Source organism: Bradyrhizobium sp. INPA03-11B, assembly GCF_040446015.1.
Classification (GTDB): domain Bacteria; phylum Pseudomonadota; class Alphaproteobacteria; order Rhizobiales; family Xanthobacteraceae; genus Bradyrhizobium; species Bradyrhizobium macuxiense_A.
Genome location: NZ_JASGSR010000036.1, coordinates 48,808 through 70,843, shown reverse-complemented (window position 1 = coordinate 70,843; position 22,036 = coordinate 48,808). Strand labels below are relative to the sequence as shown.

Below are 22,036 nucleotides of genomic sequence, written 5' to 3'. Positions count from 1 at the left end.
GATAGGAGAGACCGTCACCCCACCCCGCCGCTCATTTCATTCGCGTCGACCCTCCCCCTCCAGGGGAGGGTGAAGGAAGATTCCCCGAGAATTCGAGCGCAATGCTGCAATCGCGAGATGCATTTGTCGCGTCCGCGCGAATTTGCCATAAGGCGGCGTGACCCTGATCCGCGCTTCGATGGCAACGGCCATTCCCGACCGCAGCAAAGTTCTGAATGGGCTCGAGACCCTCGTCATCGGCGCAGGCGGCGGCCTGCTGTTTTTATGGGTGGGATTGCCGGGCGGCCTGATCTCGGGTGCGATGTGCGCGGTCGGGATCGCAGCGCTGGCCGGCCGGCCGCTCGCGGTGCCGCCGGTGCTGACGCAATCGGTGCTGCTGCTGCTCGGTATTTCGCTCGGCTCGCTGATGTCGCAGCAATTGCTGCAGCATATGAGCTCCTATCCCCTCACCATCGCCCTGTTGGCGCTGGCGACGTTCTGCTCGACCTTCGGCTCGAGCCTCTATCTGCAGCGCATGCATGGCTGGGACCAGACCTCGGCCTTCCTCGCCGGCAGCCCCGGCGCGCTCTCGCAGATCACGATCCTCGCCGCGGAGAAGGGCGCCGACGTCGCGGCGATCGCCGTGGTGCAGACCATGCGCGTCATCATCCTGACCGCGGCACTGCCGCTGGTGCTGGCGCTGACCGGGGTGACGCACGCGGCGCCGCCGCCATTGCCGACGACCGTCGCCTCGCCGTTCGGCCTGATCGCCCTGGTCGCCGGGTCGATCGGCGTCTCGCTGCTGCTGCGCTGGATCAAATTCCCCGCCAGCTGGATGTTCGGCGCGATGCTCGCCTCCAGCCTGTTGCATGGCTCGGGCCTGGTCGACGGCGGCCTGCCGCCCTGGCTCCGCAATATCGCGCTGGTCGGCATCGGCGCCATCATCGGCACCCGCTTCGCGCGGATGAAGACCTCGACCCTGCTCAGCCACGTCAATGCCGGGCTCGGCTCGTTTGCGATCGCCATCCTGATCTCGGCCGTGTTCGTCGCGGTGATCGCCTTCACCACCCACGTACGGCTTGCCGACGTCGTGGTCGCCTTCGCGCCCGGCGCGATGGACGCGATGCTGGCGCTGGCCCTGACGCTGCACATCGACCCGATCTTCGTCGGCGCCCATCACCTGTCGCGGTTCTTGTTCGTCACCATCTCGACGCCGGGCATCATCCATCTGTTCGGACGGCCGCAGGACGACGTCGACGATTAGGGTGGGCGAAAGACCTGTTCAACCCGTCATGCTGAGGAGCGCCAACGGGTCCGCGCGAAGCGCGGCCCGATGACAGGCTTCGCGCGTCTCGAAGGATGCACGGCCCGGCTGGTAGCCGTGCATGCTTCGAGACGGCCGCTATGCGGCCTCCTCAGCATGACGGATCACGGGAAGCCGTGCCTTTCGACCTCAGGCCTTCGCGGCCCGCATCACACCCCAGCCGGCGATCGCGGCCATCAGCAGCGAGATCAGCACGTTGTAGCCGGCGAGCGAGATGCCGAGGAAGCGCCACTGCACCTCGTCGCAGCGGACCACCTTGACCTTGTCGAGCTGATCCAGCAGCGAGCCGGCCTTGCCGAAATCCACCATCGGGCCGGTGCAATCGGTTGGTCCCGGCCAGAATCCCCATTCGACGCCGGCGTGATAGGCGCCGAGCCCGGCATTGGCGAGCGCGGCGAGGCCGAGGATCGCAAGCCCCGCGAGCAGCAGCGGGCGCGATGCGCCGCGGGCTGCAGCCAGCGCCACCACGGCGCCGAGCGCGACCGCGAGGTAATAGGCATAGCGCTGCTCGAGGCAGAGCGGACAGGGCATGATCTCCAGCACGAGCTGGAAGAACCAGGCGCCGGCCAGCGTCGCCGCCGCGATCACGGCGATCGCCAGGGCCGAGGTCAGCGCCGGATTGCCGGTGGCGGAAGGATCCGACGGATGGGCGGTGGCGGTCGTCACGGCGGTCCTCCTGCGAGCATCATCAGACGGCAGGGTCAGGCCCTGCCCCACGCTCGACCCGGGTCGTATCGCGTGAAAATACCGCTGTCGAGGCGCGGGACAATCACATCCGCGCGGGTTGACCGTGACGGGCCGGCCGCTATAGTCCGCCGCGCTTCGCGACCTCAGGCCCTTCCGGGCTTGAATAATCGCGAATGCCCCTGTGGCGGAACTGGTAGACGCGCTCGACTCAAAATCGAGTTCCGCAAGGAGTGCTGGTTCGATTCCGGCCAGGGGCACCAACAGCACCGAACATGGCGCTACTTGGCAGACCAAAATCCCTATAAATCAGCCCTTTAGCGAGGGCGCATGCGCACATTGCACCACATGGGTACCCTAGCCAGCTACTCACATTGAGAGTAGAAATGTGAGTAGAAAATGCCACGGATCGCGGTCTACTCACATGCCCCTTTCCCAGCTGTCGATCATCAACGCGAAGCCCAAAGATAAGCCGTACATGCTGTTGGACGGCGAAGGTTTGCACTTGCAGGTCAGCACGACCGGCAGCCGGCTCTGGCGCATTCGCTTTCGCTTCGGCGGCAAAGCCAACATGATGTCGCTCGGTGCCTTCCCCGCTGTTTCGCTCAAGGAAGCGCGCGAGAAGCGCGATCAGGTCAGAAAACAAGTTGCGGCTGGGATCAATCCATCTCTGCGACGGAAGCTCGACAAGATCAGCGCAGCTTCGGCCGATACGTTTGGCGCGGTCGCCGACGAATACCTCGCGAACCTCAAAGCAAACGAGGCTGCTGAAGTCACGATCACTAAGAACCGCTGGCTGCTTGAAGAGCTGGCAGCCCCAATACGCAACCGCCCCGTCGGCGAGATTGTACCCGCGGAGCTCCTGGATATTCTCAAGAAGATCGAGGCCAGCGGCCGCCGCGATACCGCGCACCGGCTGCGGTCGGCCATGGGCTCCGTGTTTCGCCTTGCCGTTGCCACCCTCCGGGCAACGAATGATCCGACCTACGCGCTTCGCGGCGCGCTTCTGAAGGTCAAAGTTAAGCATCGTGCGGCGATCATCGACGAGCGGGACCTCGGGCGATTTCTCACCTCGCTCGACGAGTACGATGGCTGGCCCATCCTCCAATCTGCTCTACAGTTCCTGATCCTAACGATGGCTCGCCCTGGCGACGTTCGGCATATGCGGCGCATTGAGGTGGACTTCCCCAAGCGGCTGTGGCGCATTCCCGGCGAACGCATGAAGATGCGCCGGCCCCACGACGTGCCCCTTTCGCGGCAAGCGCTGGCCGTGCTGAAGATTGTTTGGCCGCTCAACGAAGAAAACGACCTAGTTTTCCCATCGCTGCGTTCCCACAAGAAACCCCTCTCCGAGAACGCCTTCAACTCCGTCTTGCGGAACATGGGCTACACCAAGGATCAGGCGACCGCCCACGGCTTTCGGTCCACTGCGAGCACCATCCTCAATGAGCGCGGCCACGACGACGATGTCATTGAAGCCGCGCTGGCCCATCAGGACGAGGATGAGATGCGCCGGATCTATAACCGTGCCCTGTACCTCCCCGAGCGCAAGAAGCTCATGCAGGACTGGGCGGACCTCCTGGACACCTTCCGGCAACGAGCCCCTCTACGGCGGAAAGCCGCATGAGCGCGTCAAATAGGCTGGCAGCCTCTTCAAGGCTGCCATGCGGCCCAAAAATCGGTAGAAATCCTCGCTGCAATCAACTTACCGATCGCCTCCGGCATTTCGGTCGTGTATGCTGCGTCCCCGTAAGGGGACGCTAGTATGCCGAACAAGAAAATTTTGCTTTTGGAGCCGGGTTATAAGAACAAGTATCCCCCGCTCGGCCTGATGAAGATTGCTCAGTATCACAGCAAATACGGCCAGAACGATCAGGTCACATTTGTTAAGGACCTCAATCCGGAGTTACGCAAGCGCTCTTGGGATCGCATCTACATCACGACCCTGTTCTCGTTTGAGTAACCGACGCGTGATCGTGAGAGCCTCGCCGCGCAACGCCCTGTGCGGTTCCGTCGACCTTCAAGCTGCTTGGAAGCCTGGCCGTTGTGATTTGCCTCTGCTGTTGCTCTTCTGCGGCCTCACGCAGGAAAGAGGGCGCACGGCATGCAGAACCGAGCTTTGGTGTTGCTGGCGACGGTCATGATCTCGACCGGTGCCGCACACGCTGATCCGATGGAAAAGCCGGCTGCGCCCGCCGAAACGGCAGCCGCGCCGATCGGACGAAATCCGCAGGCCGGCGAGCCTTCGAAAGCGCAGACGCGCGACATGTTCAGCAACATGGCTGACGGATTCAAGGATCTGTTCAGCGGCAAGACAAGCTTCTCGGATATCACCGAGGGGGCGAAGTTGTTTGTCCCGCAAGCCGAGGTCGACCAAGCGCAACCGGGGCGGCCGCCGGATCACCCGGCCGTGGATAACGGCAAGCCTGATGAATGAGACCGCTTGAGATCGAACCGCAGGAATCCAGATCGGGGAGACAACGCCATGCCGCGCATTTTGAAGTCCGCCTTTTGTTCGGTCGCGCTCCTTGCTGCGCTGCTGATTGTGCCGTCGCATGGGCACGCGCTGCCGGCGGGCGCGAAGTCGCCGCCCCGTCTCCCGGGCGTGATCCTGGCGCGGCGCGAATGCATCGCGTGGGAGCGCGATGAAGATGGCGTCATGCGCTGTGTCCGATGGGAGGAGTGTGGCCCCAGCGTGTGCTGATCCTGCGCCCGACAGTCACGGCGCGACAGGGTGATGGTGTTCCTGAACCGCGAGACCGATGATGCGAAAAGGCTTGGCCTGCAAATTGTTGGCGCTTGTCATTGTTTCCGTGGTCCCGCTCGCGGCTCCGGTCTTCGCCCAATCGACGCAGCGGGTCAGGGAGCTGCCGATTGACTCTGGTCCGCATCTCGTAGGACCCAATGATAATGGTCGCGCTCCGACCTCCCGGTCGGAGCAGGACGAGCCCGAACGGCCGGCGCTCGAGCCATGCCGCACTATTGAGGGTGGTTCCGCTTCAACGCAGGCGCCGCCGCCGGCCGTCACGCCCGGACCGTGCAGACGATGACTGGCGACCCGGAGCGAAGGAAATCGTGACGCGTCCGGCTTTTCTTCGCCCCGCGTGACAAAGCGAGCCGGGCTACGGCGTGCCGCGCCACATCGGCCGCACCGCGTACGCGATCAACCCGAGGGCACATACCAGCGGCGCTGCGATCAGCAGAACGAATGCCAGTGTGAGCGCGATACCGAACAGAAGCGCGACAACGGCCGTCAGGATGACGGTCACAACGACCATAACCGCCGCAACGATCAGCCATTTGCGCCAACCCGTGATGGTGACGACTTTGCCACCTTCCTCATAGGTCACCAGCATCGTGAGCTCCTGACTGACGTTCATCGACAGCGGCAGGCATCGAACCGATCCGCGCCGTCGCGTTAGTGGATGGCCCGTGACCGTTGCTAACACCGCCTGCGTTTCGCCGGCAAGCGGAAGACCTTCAAGCCGTTTGCAAGTCGCGACGACGTGCCTGGCGAAACCCGGTTGCGTCGTCACGGACGTTCGATCCGGCGCGTCGCTCGCCCTCAATTCAGAAATCTTCACAACGATTCATCTGCGCGCCAAAGCGTTAAGACCCAGCCGTTCGCATAGTCGCGGCCTGATCCGCGCGAATCCAAGCGCCGAGGGAGACAAGTCATGCCGTCGGTTCCCAAGAGCCCAGCTTCGCAAGCCCGGATCCATGCGCCGGCCATGCTGCCGACGGACTTCGAGTCCGAGCGCTTCGCAACCTCGAATCGGAGCCTGTCGGGTCCCGCGGACGCCGACCGTTGCCTCCGATTTCTCCGGCTCATTCACAGCAATCCGTATTCGCGCCCCTCCGCTGCTCGCGAGGGTGCCATCTTTATCGTATCGAGCTTGCGAGCCGCCCGTTAGGGACGAGCGCCCGAGGACAACAGGATGCGCATCCCGAGCATCGCTCTCTGTCTTGCGATCAGTCTTGCGGCCGGCTCCAGCGTGGCGTTCTGGGGATGGACCGCGCGCGCGCAGGACCAGGCGTGCCGCTACTACAAGGTCCAGGCCGGCAGCCTGAATATCAGCAAGGAGCCGCGCGGCGACGCCGTCTTCATCGACGTGCTCGACAGCGGAGAGGTGGTCTGCGTCACGCGCACCGAAAAGGCCGGCGATCGCGACTGGGTCTACATCGCGCAGAAGTATCCAAAGCCAAACGAGCACGTGGCGGTCGAAGGTTGGACCAACCCGCGCTTGCTGCAGGAAATGTCGCCTGCCGAGGCGGCGGCAGCGACCGGGGCTCCGCCTCCCGCGCCGGCACCGGCGGCCGCCGCGGCTCCGGCCGATGATACACTGCGCTTCACGCAGCCGATTCCCGAAGGTCCGTTCCCGGTGCAGGGTCAGTCCATCGAGCAACTCGCGCGCGGTATTCCGCAATTTCCGCCGATCGAAGGGCTTCCCGAGGAAGTCTGGAAGAAAAGCTGCCAGTCTTGTCATCAATGGGACCGGCAGGCGCTGTGCGAGCAAGGGGCCTCATACGCGAAAAACCCGCGCTCGGCGCTGCGCCATCCCCATCCCTACGGCGGCGCCTACAAGGCCGCGCTGATGCGCTGGGCGAAATCGGGGTGTCAGTGAGCGTCAATCGCGCCGTGCTGCGGGACGGCGCCGGCACGTGCAAAGCGAGGATCAAGTCCATGCGTCGACAACTTGCAACGCTGGTGATGGCGATCGCATTGCCGCTCGGCGGCACGGCGACAGCCAACGCGCAGCAGGAGTGGCTGCTGAACGCGAACGCGTCGCATTTCTACATGCAGACGGCGAAGAACAACACCACCATCGAGACCCAGCGCTTCACCGGACTCGACGGCAGCGTCAGCCGCAACGGCGACGCCACGCTGAAAATCGATCTGATCTCGGTCAAGTCCAATATCGATGTGCGCGATGTGCGCATGCGCTACCTGCTGTTTGAAACGTTCAGGTTTCCGCAGGCAGAGATTACTGCCAAGCTCGACATGCAGAAGCTGCAGGATCTGACCTCGCAGATCCGCATCACCTACCCGCTCAAGTTCAAGCTCAGTCTGCACGGCGTCGAGCGCGAGTTCGAGGCGCCCGTGACGGTGACGCGCATCACCGACCAGTCTGTCTCGGTCACCTCGGCCGAGCCGATCATCGTCACGGCAGACGATTTCAACCTGACCGCCGGCATCGCCAAGCTGTCCGAAGCGGTCGGCGGCATTCCGATCGTGGCGGCGACCTCGATCAGCTTCGATCTCGTGTTCGAAACCGGCGAGAAGATCCCGGCGATCGAGGCGGCGCGCGCGGAGACGCAGAAGCGCGTGCGCGCCGAGGAGACGGCGACGATCTCCACGGAGGCCTGCGAAACCCGCTTCAGCGTCATCTCGACCACGCAGGCGATCTACTTCAAGATCGGCAGCGCGGAGCTCGATCACAACAGCGAGCCCTTGCTCAACAGCGTCGCCGACATTGCGAACCGCTGCCCGAGTGCGCGGGTCGAGGTCACCGGACATACCGACTCGGTCGGCGGCAGGGAGGCCAATCGGTCGCTCTCGACCAATCGCGCCAGCGCCGTGGTGGGTTATCTCGTGCAGCATGGGGTGCCGGCGAGCCGGATCGAGTCGACCGGTTACGGCGACACGCGCCCGATCGCCGCGAACGACAGCGAGGAGCACCGCGCCAAGAACCGCCGCATCGAATTTCGCGTTCTGCCGAAATAGCAGGCGCCAGGGCGCCGAGATTCAGCTCGGCGCAAAAAAGTGAGGCTAGAAGTGCCAAAGCTCACTCGCCGTGCTCTCCTTTCTCAGGCGGCTGCCGCGGCCGTAAGCGTTCCTCGCGGGCGCGCTTTCGCGCAAGGCGCAGCACCTTTTCAGCTTGCGCCGCTTCCCTATCCGGCCAAGGCGCTCGAGCCACACATTGATGCGGAGACGATTGAGCTTCATCACGACCGCCATCACGGGGCGGCGGTGAGCGCGCTCAACGCGGCCGTCAAGGACTATCCGGCGGTCGCCGCGATGCGACTCGAGCAGTTGCTGTTCCGGCTCGGCGAGCTCCCCGAGGCGATCCGCAATGCGGTTCGCAACAATGCCGGCAGCCACGCCAACCACACGATGTTCTGGCAAGTGATGGGTCCGCCCGGCACGGCGCCCGAGCCTGAGCTGTCGGCTGCGATCGAGCGGGACTTCGGCGGGCTTGCGAAGCTGCAGGAGGAGTTCAACGCCGCCGGGTTACGCATCTTCGGCTCGGGTTGGGTGTTCGTCACGGCCGATGCCGACGGCAAGCTCGCGATCGCGACCAAGCCCAATCAGGACACGCCACTGATGGACGGCCGCCGCGCGCTTGTCGGCAACGACGTGTGGGAGCACGCCTATTACCTCATCTATCAGAACCGCCGCGCCGACTACCTTAAAGCCTGGTGGAACGTGGTGAACTGGACTGCCGTCGGTGCGCGCTATGCCGCCGCAAAGGACGGCAATCTCGGGATTTGATGCGGCTTACAAGCCGCGTGCGATCCGGAACCCGACATTCTCGGTGCGATTCTCGCTTGCAAAGCCACTGCGCGCGGCGGAGCGCAGTGCATCCGGCCCGTCGCGGAGCGAGCCGCCGCGCAATGCGTGCGCGGCGCAATCAGCCTCCATGCGCGCCGAGCCGTCACTCGGTGCGCCGGCATCGGAAGGGCGCCAGCAGTCCTCAGTCCACTCATAGACGTTGCCGTGCACCTGATAGAGCCCGAACGGATTGGCGGCGAAGAAGTCGACCGGCAGCGAGCGATTGCGAAACTCGCCTTTCTCGCCATTCGCATACTGGATCGAGCCGTTATAGTTCGCCTGCCGCGGTGTGATGCTGGCGCCGAACCAGAAGGGCGTGGTGGTGCCGCCGCGCGCCACATATTCGCGCTCGGCCTCGGAGAGCAGCCGATACGGCTTGCCGGTCGTTCTGGCGAGCCATGCTACGTACCGTTTGGCGTCCTTCCACGAGACGTTGACAACCGGATAGCGACCGCGCCGGCCGTTCTGATCGGCCGGACGATACCCGTCGCAGCCGCCCGCGGCGACACAGGCGTCCCATTCGTCGAAGGTGACCGCGAACTTGCCGACCGCGAAAGCCTTGATCGACACGGAGCGCTCGGTGCCCTCGTTGCTCGCCCGCCCGGCCTCGCTCTTGGGCGACCCCATGGTGAAGCTACCGGCGGGCACCACCACCATCTCGGGACACCTGGCACAATCGCGGAACGCACCTCCCGGCTTGAGAGCAAACGGAGCGATCGGAAACTGCACCGGCAGCGCTGCGACTTGCATGCGCTCGGTGCTGTCGTGCAGATCGGCGATCCTCTGACGCGCCTGCGACGCATAGATGCTGTCGCCATAAAGCTGCAGGAACGCTTCGAGCATTTGCGGCTCGGTCGCATCCTTGACGGCGACCCAGGCCTTTGCGGCCTCGGCCGCGTTCGACGACCGCGCCGGCGAGGCGGGGGATGCAGGGCCTTGCGGGGTAGCCGCAGCCTGGCGTCGGCGCGCGGCTTCGAGCCGCTCGCGCGCCGGGGCCGCATAGATGCTCTCGCCGTGCACGCTGATAAAGCGCTCGAGTGCGGCCACGTCATTCGAGTCCTTCGCCTCGATCCACGCCTGCGCCGACTCCATCGCGCTTGGCGGCTTGCGGCGCGACGGCACGAGCGCCGGGCTGATCACCGCCGGCGGCTGCGGCACCGGAATGGCCGTCGGTGCAGCCGCCGAGGCCGCCGGCACCGATGCGATGACGGTTGCTGCGGATTGCGGCTTCGTCGCCGTATCGAGCCTCGCCTGCGCGAGTCCGGCGTAGAAGGTGCCGGGGAACTGGCGCACGAAGGCCTCGAGCAGATTGCGATCGGACGTGTCCTTTACGCTTGCCCAGGCCGCCGCAGCCTCGCTCACGCCCGACGAGGGCGCGCTGGCGGATGGGCGCGGACCGCTTGGCGGCACCAGGAAGAAGTCGCCCGACAATTCGTGATAAAACGCCGGTCGCTGGTCACGCCCGATCGTTGACGCCAAAGCCTCGACATCGGTCCGCAGGCGCTTGGCGAGGTCAGTAACCTCGAGACCGGGCTCCTTCAGGAGCGGCAGCAAGGTGCGCGTGTAAACCGAGTTCGGATTGGCGTCGGCGTCGGAAAGCGCGTCGAGCGCGCCTTGACCGCTGCCCGCCGACATCATCACCAGCGTGCCCTTGGGAGGATCTTCGCGCTTGAGCCCGCGGGTCGAGCCGACGCCGCGCGTCACTCCCGGCCCCGCAAAAGGGCTATCGCGGCAGGCATCGATGATCCAGATCGCGACCTGTGGGTTCTGCTCGCGCAGCCGTTCCATCAGCGATCCAACACGGATCGCATTCCCGCGCATCAGTTCTTCGCCATCGTCAGGGCGTGGAACGTCGCGGGTCAAAATGAAGTTCACGCCGTTGAGCTCGATGCCATGGCCGGCGAAATAGATCGTGGTCACATCGCCGGGCTGCACCGAGTCGAGGAAGCGCTGCCAGGTGCGCAGGAAATCGCTGCGGGTTGCGTTCTCGGCTTGGACCACCTGAAATCCGACATCCTTTAGCGTCGCGGCAACCGCACGTGCGTCGTTGACTGCCTTGTGCAGCTGCTGATCGGACTTGAGATTGTCGTAGCTGTTGATTCCGACGACGAGCGCAACGCGCTTCGCCTCGGCCGGTGCGACCGAGAGAGCCAGCAGACCGAACAGGGCTGCAACCAGGCGCCTTAAGCGATGCATGTCGTCGAACCCGCTCTCCCGCGCGGCCGTCGGGTCATAGCATAGGAGGCATGGCCCGCGGCCCAGCGTGCCTCCAAACATTTTGGTGCCCGACGGGCCGGCGGCCGAACCGGCGCAGGGGTCAGCACGGTCATGCGGAGATTCCGGGCTGGAGCTCCAATCGCAGCTGTCGAATCGATGCGCCGAACATCGCCTCGACGATCCCTTTCGAGCGGATCACCACGGTTCCATGCGGCGTGCGGATGCGTTCCAGGAACCCCGCCTTCGTGAAGGCGACGACCAACTTGCGGCACGTCTCGGTCGACATGATCGTAACCAGGAAGCGGGCAAGATTGCTCTGATCGAGGCTGCCGCGCGAGCTGCGCCAGACGTCAAGCAGGCGAGGCATCGTGTCGCCGGTGAAGATCGCCTGCAGCAGGCGTTCCGAGGTGAGATTCATGCGCCGCATCTTCTCCTCGTCCTTGAGCACTTCGGCGAGATAGCGATTGTGCATGTCGGCAAGCGCGTGGATGTCGTCGGTGTCGTAGAAACCATTCGCCTTGAGGAGAAAGAAGAACTCGCAAAGGTGGTAGGAGGACTCGAGCCGCAGCGCGTGCAACACATCGGCGCTCTGGTCGACGCTGGCCGTGCAAATCTCCTCGTTCAGCTGCGCCCGCGCGTGGCGCATCCGTTCCAGGAGATTGAGATCGGCATCGAGCTCCGTGCCCATGATCGTCGGCTTGCTATCCATTAGCAGGGGTGGACGTAAGGTGCATGGCGGTGGCCTCCAATTCAATGGGAGGTGTACTTAATCGTGGTGAGCAGGGGAAGGGGTCCGCGCCTTCTCACATTCCGGGCTTTCCTCTAAGGCTGCACAGGTTGTGCGGGCTCGACGTCTCAGGCTCGCACCACACCGAACGCATCCTCGCAGGTTGTCGAACGGGTTCTGGCAAGCTGCGAGCTGGAACACGATCGAGGATCGAATCGCCCCGACCAGGAGATCCCATGTCCAAGCCTGTCCTCTTTGCACTCGTGGCTGTCGCCTTGACGGTTGGTCCGGCGGCTGCGCAACCCCAGCTCGGTGAGGACATCGAGCGCCAGCTCAGCGTGCAGCAGGTTCAAGCCTACAACGCGACGGGCCCCAGCAACACGATCCAGCTCGAGGCGAGCTTCGACCGCCCCAGCGGGCTGTATGCGAATGGCGAGCACGTCCAGCTTTCGGTTCGCACCGGCGAGGACGCCTACGTCACGATCGTCACCGTCGGCCCGACGGGCAAGGTGACGCAGTTGTTCCCGAACGAAAGCCAGCCGCAGGCCCTGGTGCGCGCCAACGCGCCGCTGCAGATTCCGGCCTCGCCGAGCAGCGCGCAGATCGTCGTTGGCCCGCCCTTCGGGTCTGAGCTGATCAAGGTGGTCGCCACGTCGCAGCCGAACGGCTTCGTCGCCGCGAACCAACTGAGCGGGACCGGGGCATTTCGCAGCGTCGATGCGAGCGTCGAAGATCTGATGCGCAACCTTACCGTCGCGGCCGCGTCGGCGCCGGGAGGCAAGTTCGCGCAGCAGAATCTGGTGCTGCACACGGTCGCGCAGGCGACGCCGGTCGCCGCGCTGCCGCCCGCGCCGCCGGCTCAAGTCGCGCAGGCCGCCGCGGCTCCGGCGCCTGCTCCGATCGCGCAGCCCGGACTGGTGCCGCAGATGAACAACACGCTGCTGCTCGCAGTTGCGACGGACAAGCAGACCTACCGCGTCGGCGAACGCATCACCTTCGCGGCGACGACCCAGACCGCCTGCTCGCTGACGGTGTTCGACGTGGCGGCGAACGGCCAGGCGCGTCAGGTGTTTCCCAACAAGAACGCGACCGGCAACGCGATTCCGGCCGGACAGCTGACGGTGGTCTCGGGAGGTTCCGCCTCGACCGTGATCGATGCGCGCGGGCCGGTCGGCACATCCACGCTGATCGCGGTCTGCTCGACCGACGCGACTCCGGCAACCGTCGTCGCGCCTGACCAAACCAACATCTTCACCGCGATGCCGTCGCTCGAAGGGCTGCGTACCGACCTCCTGAATGTCTCGCGTCGCCTGCCGAGCGGCACCTCGATCACGTCCGTCAATCTGACCATCCAGCCTTGATCGACCAGAGGGGCGGCCGGAGAATCACAATGCCAAAACCTTCCATGGTTATGGGCGCCCTGGTCGGCATCGGTCTCGCCGGGACGATCCATGGCGAAACCGCGAGAGCGGCGGATTGCACAAGCTTGCTTGCGCGCTTCAATACCGCGGTGCAGGCGCGCTCGCTGGAGGATGCCAAGAAGGCCGAGAGTGCGATCGCGGGCGACGCCGTGTGCGGAGCGTCGCTGATCCAGGTGCAGAACACGCGTGCGGCGCTCGAGCTCGTCATTGCCGAGGCGCTGCCTGCCAATTCGCCGGAGCGCGAGACGCTGACCGTCGATGCCGACAAGCCGCAAGTCTCGTGGAAGGCCGCAGCCGTGCTCGGCGCGCTGCGCTTCGAGCAACGGCGTTTTGCCGATGCGGCGGGCACCTACATGCGCGCAATCGAAATCGTCAAGGACGCGACCAAGACGCCGCATGCGCCGGCCCCTGAGCTGATCAGTGAGATCCTCGACCGCGCCACGCAAGCGCGCCTTCTGGCCGCGAACGAGCAGGCGCCCGGCTCGGTGTTCGTCGCTTCCGCGAAGGATCATCGCGACGGCAGCGTCGGAGGTGTGATGTCGGAGGACGTTCGCGGTTTCCATCCAGTCTCGATCCCGCTGCCGATCCGCTTCGATTTCAATTCCGCACAGCTATCGCCGATCGGGCAGCAGGCCGTGAACGAGCTGCTTTCGGCAATTCAGCAGCAACATCCGGCCCAAATCATCCTGGTCGGGCATACAGATGCCGTCGGCTCGGACGAATACAATATGCGCCTGTCCGCGGAGCGGCTGAAGGCGGTCGAGCGCGCGCTGCGCGAGGCCGGCGTGTCGCAACCGATCCAGGGCGTGGCGATGGGCAAGCGCCAGCCGCTGCGCGTGGTCGATCCCGCCTCGCTCACGCAGGAAGACATCAACGCGCTCAACCGGCGCGTCGAGTGGCGGCGGCGCTAGTGCCGGCTGGTTCACAGTTGGGCGCGCGGGCGCGACGCACGGTGTCCTGGCTGAAATTGAGCAGCACTGCCGGTCTCCTGATCGGAATGCAGGCGGGGATTGCCGACGCCGCCACCTTGCAGAGCCCCACCGGCGGCCCGGTGCATGCGCTCGTCATAGGGGCCGATGACTATGTCGCGGAGCGCCACCTCAAGGGGGCGGTCGCAGATGCGAGCGATCTTGCCGGCGCATTGCGCAAGGCGGGTGTGAGCGACCTGACGGTACTGCTCGACCGCCAGGCCACGCGACAGCGCGTCATGGGGACGCTGCAGCAGATGACCGCCGATGCGAAACCCGGCGATCTCGTCATCATCAGCTTCGCGGGTCACGGCGCGCAGTTGCCCGAGCGCACCCCCGGATCGAACCCGGACGGCATGGACGAGGTGTTCGTTCTGCCCGGCTTTGAATCAGCCGGGTTGGGAACGGCCGAGCGTATCATCGACAAGGAGCTCCATGCCCTGCTGCAGCGCCTCGAGCAGCATGGTGTGTTTACACTTTTCGTCGCCGATACCTGCCACGGTGGCGGCCTCGTCCGCAGCGTCGATGAGCGCGCGACCGACATCAGCTACCGCCAAGCGAGCGTCCTGCGTATCGAGGCGGACGAACTGCAGCCGATCAACACCCCGGCAGAAGCCATGCTCGATGAGACGAACTTCGAGAAGCTCACCTTCCTCGGCGCCGTCGACAAGAATTCCAAGGCGCCGGAAGTGCGCATCTCCGGCCAACCGACCTTGCGCGGCGCGTTGAGCTACGCAGTAGCGCGCGCGATCGAGGGCACGGCGCCGGCGCTGATCGAAGGCGGCGTGGTCAACCGCAAGCGGCTGTTCGAGTATGCGCGACAGCTCGTCTCGCAATATTCCGAGCAGCGCCAGGTCATCACGGCCGAGCCGCTACGTTCGGCCGCGCTGATCGAGGCACCGGCCTTCAGGCTGCTCGCTGCGGCGCCGGCGGCCGGCAACGCGCTGCAGCCCTGGAAGGACGCGCCGGTTCGCATCCGTTTCGCCGGTGGCCCGCGCGAGGCGGTCGCGCTGGTCACGCCGGTGACGACGCCATTCAAGATCGTCGGCGACCGTGAGCCGGCCGAACTCATCTGGGATAGCCGTTCCGGCGACGTCGTGAGCGATACCGGCAGCATCATTGTGCTGGGCGCACCCGAACGCGATCTTCCCGGCATCGTCGACCGCACGCGCGCGCTCAGTGCGCTGCAGAAGCTCGCGGAAGCGCGACCGCAGACGATCGTGCTACAACCGAACAATGCGGTGCACCGCAATGGCGAAAGCGTCGCGTTCGAGGCCGACGGTGTGCGCGGCCGTTTCGTGGTCGTTCTCAATATCAGCGGCAACGGCACGGTCCAAATGCTGTTCCCGCGTGTCGGAGAGAACGCCGCATTTCCGAAAGGGACATGGCGGCTTCCCTTGACCGTGAGCGAGCCGTTCGGCGGCGACACGGTCGTGGCGTTCGTGTCCGAGCAGCCTTCGCCGACGCTGCTTGATGCGCTCTATCATCTCGACGGCAAGAAGAACCCGGCACGGGTCGTCGAGCTCCTCGAGCAGGAGATCAAGCGCGCGCCAGGTGCAAAGATCGGAATGGTCGGGTTGTTTACCGCTCCCTGAAGTGAGGCGAGAACTCATGTCTGTCAAGCAAATCGCGACGCTCGTCGGTCTCATCATCCTGGTGCTGCCCCTGCCGCTACGCGCACAAAGCGCTGTGCCCGCGGCCAACGACGACGACTACGAGGAGAGCATGCGCGTGGTCGGCGGCAATCCCGCCGAAAACAATGCCTGGCCATGGCAGATCGCCTTTTTCCAGCGCCGCGCCTCCGATGGAGTGTTCACATTCTTCTGCGGCGGATCGGTGATCGCGTCGCATTGGGTCTTAACCGCCGGGCATTGCTTTGCCGGCGGCCGGCTCGGCCCAGACGACGTGCTCGTGGTCGAGCAGACCAACATGATCGCGCGCAGTCTGCCGGGCGGCACGGTGCCGGCGGATCGCGGCCGGTCCCTGAAGGTGCAGCGCATGATCGTGCACGAGGGCTACGATGCGGAATCGCACGAAAACGACGTCGCGCTGGTGCAACTCGCGACCCCGGCGCACTCCAAGCCCTCGAAGCTCGCGCGCTTGCCGTCGCCGATCGAAACTGAGGGGCGGCTCAGCACGGTCACCGGATGGGGCCTGTTGAAGTCGCGCTACTTCGATCGCGAGAAGAAAGTGTGGATGGATTCCGACACGCGCCAGCCGATCCCGGACGGTCAGGAGAACCTCTATCTCACCGAGTCGATGATGCAGGTCGACCTGCCGCTGATCGATCACGTGGCCTGCCGACAGGCCTATCAGGGTGACCGCGGGCGCGGTATCGACCGCCGCACCATCTGCGCGGGCTATGCGGAGGGCGGCAAGGACGCCTGTCAGGGCGACAGCGGCGGACCCTTGGTCACCAAGGACGAACAGGGCCACTATGTGCAGATAGGCGTGGTGAGCTGGGGGCTCGGCTGCGCCCGCGCCGGACGGCCCGGCGTCTACTCGCGCGTGTCGGCTTTCTCCGGCTGGATCAAGCAGCAGACCGGCAGTGACGTGTTCACGGCTGCCGACGCCGTCGCTCCGGCCGCCGTGCCAGTCGCCGTGCAAACCTCGATTGCGCATTCGAACGAGGCCAACCTGCGCATCGGTGTTGCGCCCGGAGCGACGTTGCGCATCGGGCAGTCGGCGCAAATCCGGGTTGATTCGAGCCGCAGCGGCTACCTGGTGCTGTTCGACGCGACGCCGGATGGGAAGGTGACGCAGATCTTCCCGAACAAGCAGTCGCTCTCCAGTCCGGGCAGCGGCGGAAATCAACTGCGCGCAGGAGTACCGTTCCTGATTCCGGACCAGTTCGCCGGCTTCACCTACATGATCGACCCGCCCGTCGGGCAAGGTACGCTGATCGCGGTGCTCGCCGACAAGCCGGTCACATCGGTCGACGTCCCGCCGATGCCGCGTGCGCTCGGCGAGCCGGAGGATGCGGTCGAATATATCGGACGCATCGCCGACGAGCTGATCGCACGCGATCTCAATCTGGTGCCTGCCGCACCCGCGGCGCCGGGGGCTGGTCCGCAGAGGCCGCCGAACACGAACTGGTCGATGGCGTCGCTGCGCTACCGCGTAGTGCCCTGAGCGGCGCGCGTCGCGACCGGGTGGGCGCCGCGCACGACGATCAGCAACACGCGCCAAGTGCGATAACGTCAAAATCGACGGAAAGACAAAAGCGAGATGACGGAAGGCACTGCCATCTCGCTCCATGAGCAGGTCGAAGCCGTAGCCGCGGCGGATTGCGTGCCCGCATCCGCAGTCCGAAGAGCTGCGATTTCGACTTCGTCTGGTCCTCGCCGTTGTTGTCTTTGCAGGTGGTAAGCGCGTTGATCATGCCGTTCAGAGCGTCCTTACTCGGCTGGCCGAGGAGGACATCCCTGCCCACCCACTTCGCGACCGATGCAACGTTGCGCTCCATCACATGGGGCAAGTCCTTCGAAAAGAAGTCGCCGATGTCGTCGAAAATCGAATCCGGTTGCGCGCCGCCGCCCTCGTCGGCCCGCGTCTTCGGCTGGGGCGTGGCTTGGGTAAGGGCTCCGGCCGGATGCGACTAGGACCCAGTGCTAACCGGTTGAGCCAGCGATGAGAGCAGGAGGGCAGCAAACAGAAAAGGCGACGGGTTACGCGAAGGCCGTAACTCGACGCCTGATGGATGCCGCCGATGGCGGCGAAAATGGGAAAGCGATGGCTAACGACCGCAGGAGATCGTCCGGCGATAGACCGCACGGCTCGGGACACGCACCACACGGCACCACATTCCGGCGGGCCGAGAATTGAACGCGAGCGGACGTCCCGACGCGTCGAACAGCATCATGCGACTCTCATTGGCGGGCTCGTTGTCCTCGCTGTCGGCCAGCATCGCGCGCTGATCGTCGCTGAAGGTTTCCTCGGAGTCCTGCGAGCGGAAGGCGCCGGGGTCGAACCCCTGCTGCAGCGGGAAGGCGCCGCCGTACTGCGGATTGATGAACGCGCCCGAATTCATGTAGGCAGTCGGGCGCGAGATGAAGGCATTCATCGTATCCTGCCCGAAACCGCAGCGTGTCATCCTGCGGTACATGCGGCGCACCGGGACGCGGCGCGCGCGGCAGGTGAAGCCGTCCCGGACGCCGTCATACATGTAGGGCCGCCCATTGGCGTCCATGATCATCAGCCGGTTGGCGTTCGCCGGATCATTGTCCTCGGCGTCGGCCTGCATCGCGCGCTGATCGTCGCTGAACTCCTCCTCGGCCTCTTGCGCGGCACGCAGCTGGTTGGGATCAACCTGGTCCTGCGCCCTTGCGATCGTGGAAGCCGCGAGAACGGCCGTGCCAAGCAACAGCACGGCGGCGATCGAAATTTTGGCGAACTGTGATGTCGACATGTCTGTCCTTTCGGCTCGGTGAGCGTCGCTGTGCCGCCCCTCGGCAACACGGTTGTGATGACAGAGCGCAAATTTCTTTGAAAGACGCCGGCCCCCCATCGGTTTGGCAGGTCGACGTCGTGGCGCCGTGGCGCGCGGGGCCTTCAATCAGTTCGGCGGCCCACGCTTCGCGCGCTTTCGGTCGACGTGTAGGTCCCGGTTTGGATCGCCCGGGGATTCGCTGACGGTCGGTGCCAGTCGTATCGTCTCGTTCACGTCTTCAACCGGCTGGACCGGTTCGACGCTGCCACGGCCTCCGTCTCCGCAAGGCGCTGCGTGATCGCGAGAGCCTCACGGTGCAGTGCCTGCGCCTGCCCCATGTCATCGGCAAACAGGCGCGCGGAAGCGAGCGCCGAGACGCATTGGGCAAGCGCCTTTGTGTCACCGGATGGCGCCAGCAAGGCGCGCGCCGTCCGCAGCAGCGACTCGCCGCTATCGTGGTCCGCGGGCGTGCTCGTCTGCGCGCTGTCCTGCATCAGGCGGCCCGCGCCGGCTCGCATCAGCATCTTGCCCTCGTGAAACGCGTCTCCGAGCCCGCGATAGAGGGAAGCTGCGCTGAGCGCGTCGTCGATGTCGCTCGGATCGTCGGCGTCCTTCACGTCACCGGATTGCCACGACAACAGCCGCGCCTGCGTCAGCGGCGGCGTGTCCGCGGTGACGCATGCGCGGGCGCGCTCGACCCAATGCCGGTGCTCCAGCATCAGCCCGAGCTCGGACCAGATCACATGACTGCAGCCGACGAGGTCGAGCGCGATGTCGCGGCTGCCGTCCGGGCCGAACGCGAAGGTGAGCGCGGTGCGCAGATTGTCGACATCGGCGCCGTAGCGCGACAGCCAGGATTCGGACGCCGACGTCTCGAAAGCTTGGGTCGCCTGCGCGAACCGCTCAGCGAAATAGCGCGCGTGCCGCCGATGCCGGTCATGCTGCTCTTCGGCGGCAAGCCGATCGAGCGCGAAGTAGCGCGTCGACTCGGGCATCCGGTAGCGCGTTTCGTCCTGGTCGCGGTCGGGTAGAATCAGCGATTTCTCGACCAGCGAGATCACGAGGTCGAGCACGTCAGCGTGCGCGGCGTCGGGCTCGGCGACTGCCACGATCGAGGCAAGCGAGGTCGAGCCCGCGCAGACCGCAAAGCGCCGCAGCATCTGCTGCTCGGTGCGATCCAAGAGCTCGTAGCTCCATGCGATCAGCGCCTGCAGGGTCTGGTGCCGCGGCACCGCGGTACGGCTGCCGCCGGTGAGCAACCCGAAGCGCTCGTCGAGCCCACTCGCAAGCTGCCGCTCGGACAGCACGCGCAGGCGCGGCGCCGCAAGCTCGATCGCCAGCGGGATACCATCGATGCGCCGGCAAATTGCCGCAACGACGGCGGCGTTCTGGTTGGTCAGCGCGAAGCCTTCGCCGAGCGCGGCGGCGCGCTCGACGAACATCTCTACCGCGCCGAAGCGCTGCGCCGCCTGCGCCGTCAGGGCGTCGGTCGCGTCCGGCGTCGGCAGTGAGGGAACCCGAAACACGTTCTCGCCCGCGATCGCGAGGCGCTCGCGACTCGTGGCCAGGATCGAGAGGTCAGGGCAGGTCCGGATCAGCGTCTCGGCGAGCGCGGCGCTCTCGCCAATCACGTGCTCGCAATTGTCAAGGATGATGAGGCGCTGTTGTCCCTTGAGCACGGCCGCGAGAGAACCTGCACTGCCACTCGCATGGCCGAGACCAAGCACCTCGGCGACCAGTGCGGCAACAAGGCCGCGGATCGGCGCTAGGTCGATGAACCAGACGCCGTCAGGATAAGAGGGCAGCGCCTGCCGGCCGGTCTCGATCGCCAGTCGTGTCTTGCCGACGCCGCCAGCGGTCAGCGTGACGAGGCGATGGCGCTTGAGGTGTTCTTGCAGAACGCCAAGCTCGTCGCTGCGACCGATCAGGCGGGTCAGCATCTGCGGCAGATTGTGCGGAGCGCCTTTCGGCTCGACGGGCACGACCGGTGGCACGACAGCGCGCGCAACATCCTCCTGCGTGACCGGAGCCACGAAGCGATAGCCGCGGCCTGCGACCGTCTGCAGATAACTCTTGCCGTCCTCGGTTTTCCCGAGAATCTTGCGTAGCGCCGAGATGTGGACCGCGAGATTGTTCTCCTCGACCACGAGGCCGGGCCACACCGCGCTCATCAACTCGTCCTTGGTGACGAGCTCGCCGTGGCGGCGCACCAGCGCGAGCAGCACGTCGAGCGCACGCTGTCCGATCGTGACCGGCACGCCCTGCGCCAGCAATTCGTGGCGCGCGGCGAGCAGCCGGAATGGACCGAACACGAAGCTTATTGCGTTCTGCGCCATCAGACAGGTCTTAGCCGAGCGCCGTGAGCGCGGCGCTCTCGCTCGTGACGATCGGCGCGAGCGCATCGAAGCGTGCGATGCGTAGCACTTTAGCCACATCGGCCTGCGGGCACAGGATGACGAGTTTTCCGCCCTTGGCGGCGCAAAGTTTGGCGCCGACCAGCAGCAAACGCACGCCGGATGATGACAGTATCGTCACGCCCGACAGGTCGACCACAACGGCGCGCTTTTCGGTCGCAACGGCGTTGAACGGCAGCTCGATCTCGATCGCGCCGGAGGAGTCGAGCCGGCCGGAGAGCACGACCTTGCTTCCTTGTCCCGGCAGGTCTTCGAACCTGATATCCATTGCCCCAAAACCGATTCCTACTGTTGTGGTGGTAGCATGAGCCGGCCGTCGCGGGGGTAGGTTTTCATGAGGATTCATAACTTTTCATACGTCAGCCAACGCCCACCGCGCGCGCGGAGCCTACAGTACGGGCGACGCGAACCGTTCGGGCCTGCCGGTTCCCGGCCGGAGCTCGCATTTGGACATGTCTTTGGTTGACGAAGCCACACCTTTCGGCTGAGCTGGCCCCCGTCCCGGAAACGAGCCTGATGCTGCATTGTGAAACTCGCATCGAAAGCCGCCAGGCGGAATTGCGCAGGATCGTGGCGCTTACCGAGCAATTCGGAACCGAGAACTGCCTGCCGGGTACGGTCGTCAACGACATCCAGGTCGCGCTCGACGAGACGCTCAGCAATATCGTGGTCCACGGCTACGACAACCCGGCGAGCGGCATGATCGTGGTTCGCCTCGCCTGCCAGAACGGCGAGGTGTGCATCGAGGTCGAGGACGACGGCCAGGCGTTCGATCCGCTACAGGCTCCGCTCCCGGATCTCACCGCGGACCTGGCGCAGCGTCAGGTCGGAGGAATCGGCATACACTTCATCAAGAGCCTGATGGACACCGTCTGCTATGACCGCCGCAACGGCAAGAACCTGCTGCGCATGATCAAGCGCTTGCCGGCGCGTTCGGACGAGCGGCAGCCGAACCCGATGACGCCCCCTCCGACTGACGGCGTCGCCGTCTTGGCGCCGCACGGGCGGATCGACACCGCGAGCGCAGAACGCTTTGGCGACCAGGTCGTCGCCTTGATCCGGGCCGGCTGTCGCAGCGTGGTCATCGATCTTTGCAACATCATCTATGTCAGCAGCGCCGGCTTTCGCGCTATGCTGCTCGCCCACAAGCTGATGCACAAGACGAACGGCAGGATAGTGATCTGCGGCTTGTCCCCGGAGCTGCGACGATTGTTCGAAATCGCGCATTTCACGACGGTCTTCGCCATCTGCGGCACGCGCGAGGAAGGGCTGGCCTGGGCGGAGCCCTGCTGATGCCCGGGAGGACATGGTGCGGCCCAG

The 22,036-nt window shown here is 65.2% G+C and carries 20 protein-coding genes and 1 tRNA gene; 14 read left to right on the top strand and 7 right to left on the bottom strand.

The features are described 5' to 3' along the window. Positions 1-178 precede the first annotated feature (178 nt). Positions 179-1,243: an AbrB family transcriptional regulator gene (locus QMZ05_RS17560; RefSeq protein WP_353701893.1), complete on the top strand. Its 1,065-nt coding sequence runs from the start codon at positions 179-181 to the stop codon at positions 1,241-1,243. Between the two features lie 189 nt (positions 1,244-1,432). Here QMZ05_RS17560 and QMZ05_RS17555 read toward each other — a convergent pair whose 3' ends face one another. Further along, the gene (locus QMZ05_RS17555) at positions 1,433-1,969 is read right to left on the bottom strand and encodes a disulfide bond formation protein B (RefSeq protein WP_353701889.1); all 537 of its coding nucleotides are present in this window, start codon (positions 1,967-1,969) and stop codon (positions 1,433-1,435) included. A gap of 196 nt (positions 1,970-2,165) precedes the next feature. Here QMZ05_RS17555 and QMZ05_RS17550 point away from each other — a divergent pair. The 5 genes from QMZ05_RS17550 to QMZ05_RS17530 all read left to right on the top strand — a co-directional run bounded on the left by QMZ05_RS17550 (position 2,166) and on the right by QMZ05_RS17530 (position 4,691). Beyond that, positions 2,166-2,250 (top strand) — tRNA-Leu (locus tag QMZ05_RS17550). A gap of 161 nt (positions 2,251-2,411) precedes the next feature. Continuing rightward, complete coding sequence (locus tag QMZ05_RS17545; RefSeq protein ID WP_353701888.1) at positions 2,412-3,614, top strand: tyrosine-type recombinase/integrase; 1,203 nt, start codon at positions 2,412-2,414, stop codon at positions 3,612-3,614. A gap of 138 nt (positions 3,615-3,752) precedes the next feature. Further along, entirely contained in the window at positions 3,753-3,950 is a 198-nt protein-coding gene (locus QMZ05_RS17540; protein WP_353701887.1) for a hypothetical protein, read from the top strand. Between the two features lie 141 nt (positions 3,951-4,091). Continuing rightward, the gene (locus QMZ05_RS17535; protein ID WP_353701886.1) at positions 4,092-4,424 is read left to right on the top strand and encodes a hypothetical protein; all 333 of its coding nucleotides are present in this window, start codon (positions 4,092-4,094) and stop codon (positions 4,422-4,424) included. Between the two features lie 48 nt (positions 4,425-4,472). Continuing rightward, positions 4,473-4,691 carry a hypothetical protein gene (locus QMZ05_RS17530; protein ID WP_353701885.1) on the top strand — a complete coding sequence of 73 codons (219 nt, stop codon included), beginning with the start codon at positions 4,473-4,475 and terminating at the stop codon, positions 4,689-4,691. Positions 4,692-5,109: 418 nt separating this feature from the next. Here the strand turns inward: QMZ05_RS17530 and QMZ05_RS17525 are convergent, their stop codons facing one another. Further along, positions 5,110-5,523 (bottom strand): hypothetical protein, encoded by a 414-nt coding sequence (locus QMZ05_RS17525; RefSeq protein WP_353701884.1) that lies wholly within the window; start codon positions 5,521-5,523, stop codon positions 5,110-5,112. 402 nt (positions 5,524-5,925) lie between these two features. Between QMZ05_RS17525 and QMZ05_RS17520 the strand changes: the two genes are divergently transcribed. The 3 genes from QMZ05_RS17520 to QMZ05_RS17510 are packed head-to-tail and all read left to right on the top strand — an operon-like array spanning position 5,926 to position 8,480. Further along, the gene (locus QMZ05_RS17520) at positions 5,926-6,612 is read left to right on the top strand and encodes a hypothetical protein (RefSeq protein WP_353701883.1); all 687 of its coding nucleotides are present in this window, start codon (positions 5,926-5,928) and stop codon (positions 6,610-6,612) included. Positions 6,613-6,671: 59 nt separating this feature from the next. After that, positions 6,672-7,712, top strand: a complete 1,041-nt coding sequence (locus QMZ05_RS17515) for an OmpA family protein (protein WP_353701882.1) — start codon at positions 6,672-6,674, stop codon at positions 7,710-7,712. A 51-nt stretch (positions 7,713-7,763) separates the two neighbouring features. Beyond that, on the top strand, positions 7,764-8,480 hold the full coding sequence (locus tag QMZ05_RS17510) for a superoxide dismutase (RefSeq protein ID WP_353701881.1): 717 nt from the start codon (positions 7,764-7,766) through the stop codon (positions 8,478-8,480). A gap of 6 nt (positions 8,481-8,486) precedes the next feature. On the opposite strand, the gene QMZ05_RS17505 is transcribed toward QMZ05_RS17510, so the two are convergent. Next, positions 8,487-10,736 carry an SUMF1/EgtB/PvdO family nonheme iron enzyme gene (locus QMZ05_RS17505; protein WP_353701880.1) on the bottom strand — a complete coding sequence of 750 codons (2,250 nt, stop codon included), beginning with the start codon at positions 10,734-10,736 and terminating at the stop codon, positions 8,487-8,489. Positions 10,737-10,866: 130 nt separating this feature from the next. Then, positions 10,867-11,445 (bottom strand): hypothetical protein, encoded by a 579-nt coding sequence (locus QMZ05_RS17500; RefSeq protein ID WP_353701879.1) that lies wholly within the window; start codon positions 11,443-11,445, stop codon positions 10,867-10,869. Between the two features lie 275 nt (positions 11,446-11,720). On the opposite strand from QMZ05_RS17500, the gene QMZ05_RS17495 reads away from it, so the two are divergent. From QMZ05_RS17495 to QMZ05_RS17480, 4 genes are read left to right on the top strand one after another with little or no spacing between them, the layout of a single operon-like run. After that, complete coding sequence (locus tag QMZ05_RS17495; protein ID WP_353701878.1) at positions 11,721-12,845, top strand: DUF4384 domain-containing protein; 1,125 nt, start codon at positions 11,721-11,723, stop codon at positions 12,843-12,845. A 29-nt stretch (positions 12,846-12,874) separates the two neighbouring features. Beyond that, a complete protein-coding gene (locus tag QMZ05_RS17490) occupies positions 12,875-13,816 on the top strand; it encodes an OmpA family protein (protein WP_353701877.1) in 942 nt (313 codons plus the stop codon). A 41-nt stretch (positions 13,817-13,857) separates the two neighbouring features. Beyond that, the gene (locus QMZ05_RS17485) at positions 13,858-15,468 is read left to right on the top strand and encodes a caspase family protein (RefSeq protein ID WP_353701876.1); all 1,611 of its coding nucleotides are present in this window, start codon (positions 13,858-13,860) and stop codon (positions 15,466-15,468) included. Between the two features lie 16 nt (positions 15,469-15,484). Then, entirely contained in the window at positions 15,485-17,005 is a 1,521-nt protein-coding gene (locus QMZ05_RS17480) for a trypsin-like serine protease (RefSeq protein ID WP_353701875.1), read from the top strand. Positions 17,006-17,609: 604 nt separating this feature from the next. On the opposite strand, the gene QMZ05_RS17475 is transcribed toward QMZ05_RS17480, so the two are convergent. The 3 genes from QMZ05_RS17475 to QMZ05_RS17465 all read right to left on the bottom strand — a co-directional run bounded on the left by QMZ05_RS17475 (position 17,610) and on the right by QMZ05_RS17465 (position 20,984). Continuing rightward, on the bottom strand, positions 17,610-18,281 hold the full coding sequence (locus tag QMZ05_RS17475) for a hypothetical protein (RefSeq protein WP_353701874.1): 672 nt from the start codon (positions 18,279-18,281) through the stop codon (positions 17,610-17,612). Between the two features lie 251 nt (positions 18,282-18,532). After that, positions 18,533-20,638: a winged helix-turn-helix domain-containing protein gene (locus tag QMZ05_RS17470; RefSeq protein WP_353701873.1), complete on the bottom strand. Its 2,106-nt coding sequence runs from the start codon at positions 20,636-20,638 to the stop codon at positions 18,533-18,535. A gap of 10 nt (positions 20,639-20,648) precedes the next feature. Continuing rightward, complete coding sequence (locus tag QMZ05_RS17465) at positions 20,649-20,984, bottom strand: STAS domain-containing protein (protein WP_353701872.1); 336 nt, start codon at positions 20,982-20,984, stop codon at positions 20,649-20,651. Between the two features lie 248 nt (positions 20,985-21,232). On the opposite strand from QMZ05_RS17465, the gene QMZ05_RS17460 reads away from it, so the two are divergent. Beyond that, positions 21,233-22,009, top strand: coding sequence for an anti-sigma factor antagonist (locus QMZ05_RS17460; protein WP_353701871.1), 777 nt, complete (start codon positions 21,233-21,235; stop codon positions 22,007-22,009). The last annotated feature ends 27 nt before the right edge of the window (positions 22,010-22,036 follow it).

Coding starts and splice junctions, on each gene's coding strand:
- QMZ05_RS17560 (WP_353701893.1), top strand. CDS start 179: ATGGCAACGGCCATTCCCGACCGCAGCAAAGTTCTGAATGGGCTCGAG.
- QMZ05_RS17545 (WP_353701888.1), top strand. CDS start 2,412: ATGCCCCTTTCCCAGCTGTCGATCATCAACGCGAAGCCCAAAGATAAG.
- QMZ05_RS17540 (WP_353701887.1), top strand. CDS start 3,753: ATGCCGAACAAGAAAATTTTGCTTTTGGAGCCGGGTTATAAGAACAAG.
- QMZ05_RS17535 (WP_353701886.1), top strand. CDS start 4,092: ATGCAGAACCGAGCTTTGGTGTTGCTGGCGACGGTCATGATCTCGACC.
- QMZ05_RS17530 (WP_353701885.1), top strand. CDS start 4,473: ATGCCGCGCATTTTGAAGTCCGCCTTTTGTTCGGTCGCGCTCCTTGCT.
- QMZ05_RS17520 (WP_353701883.1), top strand. CDS start 5,926: ATGCGCATCCCGAGCATCGCTCTCTGTCTTGCGATCAGTCTTGCGGCC.
- QMZ05_RS17515 (WP_353701882.1), top strand. CDS start 6,672: ATGCGTCGACAACTTGCAACGCTGGTGATGGCGATCGCATTGCCGCTC.
- QMZ05_RS17505 (WP_353701880.1), bottom strand. CDS start 10,736: ATGCATCGCTTAAGGCGCCTGGTTGCAGCCCTGTTCGGTCTGCTGGCT.
- QMZ05_RS17500 (WP_353701879.1), bottom strand. CDS start 11,445: ATGGGCACGGAGCTCGATGCCGATCTCAATCTCCTGGAACGGATGCGC.
- QMZ05_RS17495 (WP_353701878.1), top strand. CDS start 11,721: ATGTCCAAGCCTGTCCTCTTTGCACTCGTGGCTGTCGCCTTGACGGTT.
- QMZ05_RS17490 (WP_353701877.1), top strand. CDS start 12,875: ATGCCAAAACCTTCCATGGTTATGGGCGCCCTGGTCGGCATCGGTCTC.
- QMZ05_RS17480 (WP_353701875.1), top strand. CDS start 15,485: ATGTCTGTCAAGCAAATCGCGACGCTCGTCGGTCTCATCATCCTGGTG.
- QMZ05_RS17475 (WP_353701874.1), bottom strand. CDS start 18,281: ATGTCGACATCACAGTTCGCCAAAATTTCGATCGCCGCCGTGCTGTTG.
- QMZ05_RS17470 (WP_353701873.1), bottom strand. CDS start 20,638: ATGGCGCAGAACGCAATAAGCTTCGTGTTCGGTCCATTCCGGCTGCTC.
- QMZ05_RS17465 (WP_353701872.1), bottom strand. CDS start 20,984: ATGGATATCAGGTTCGAAGACCTGCCGGGACAAGGAAGCAAGGTCGTG.
- QMZ05_RS17460 (WP_353701871.1), top strand. CDS start 21,233: ATGCTGCATTGTGAAACTCGCATCGAAAGCCGCCAGGCGGAATTGCGC.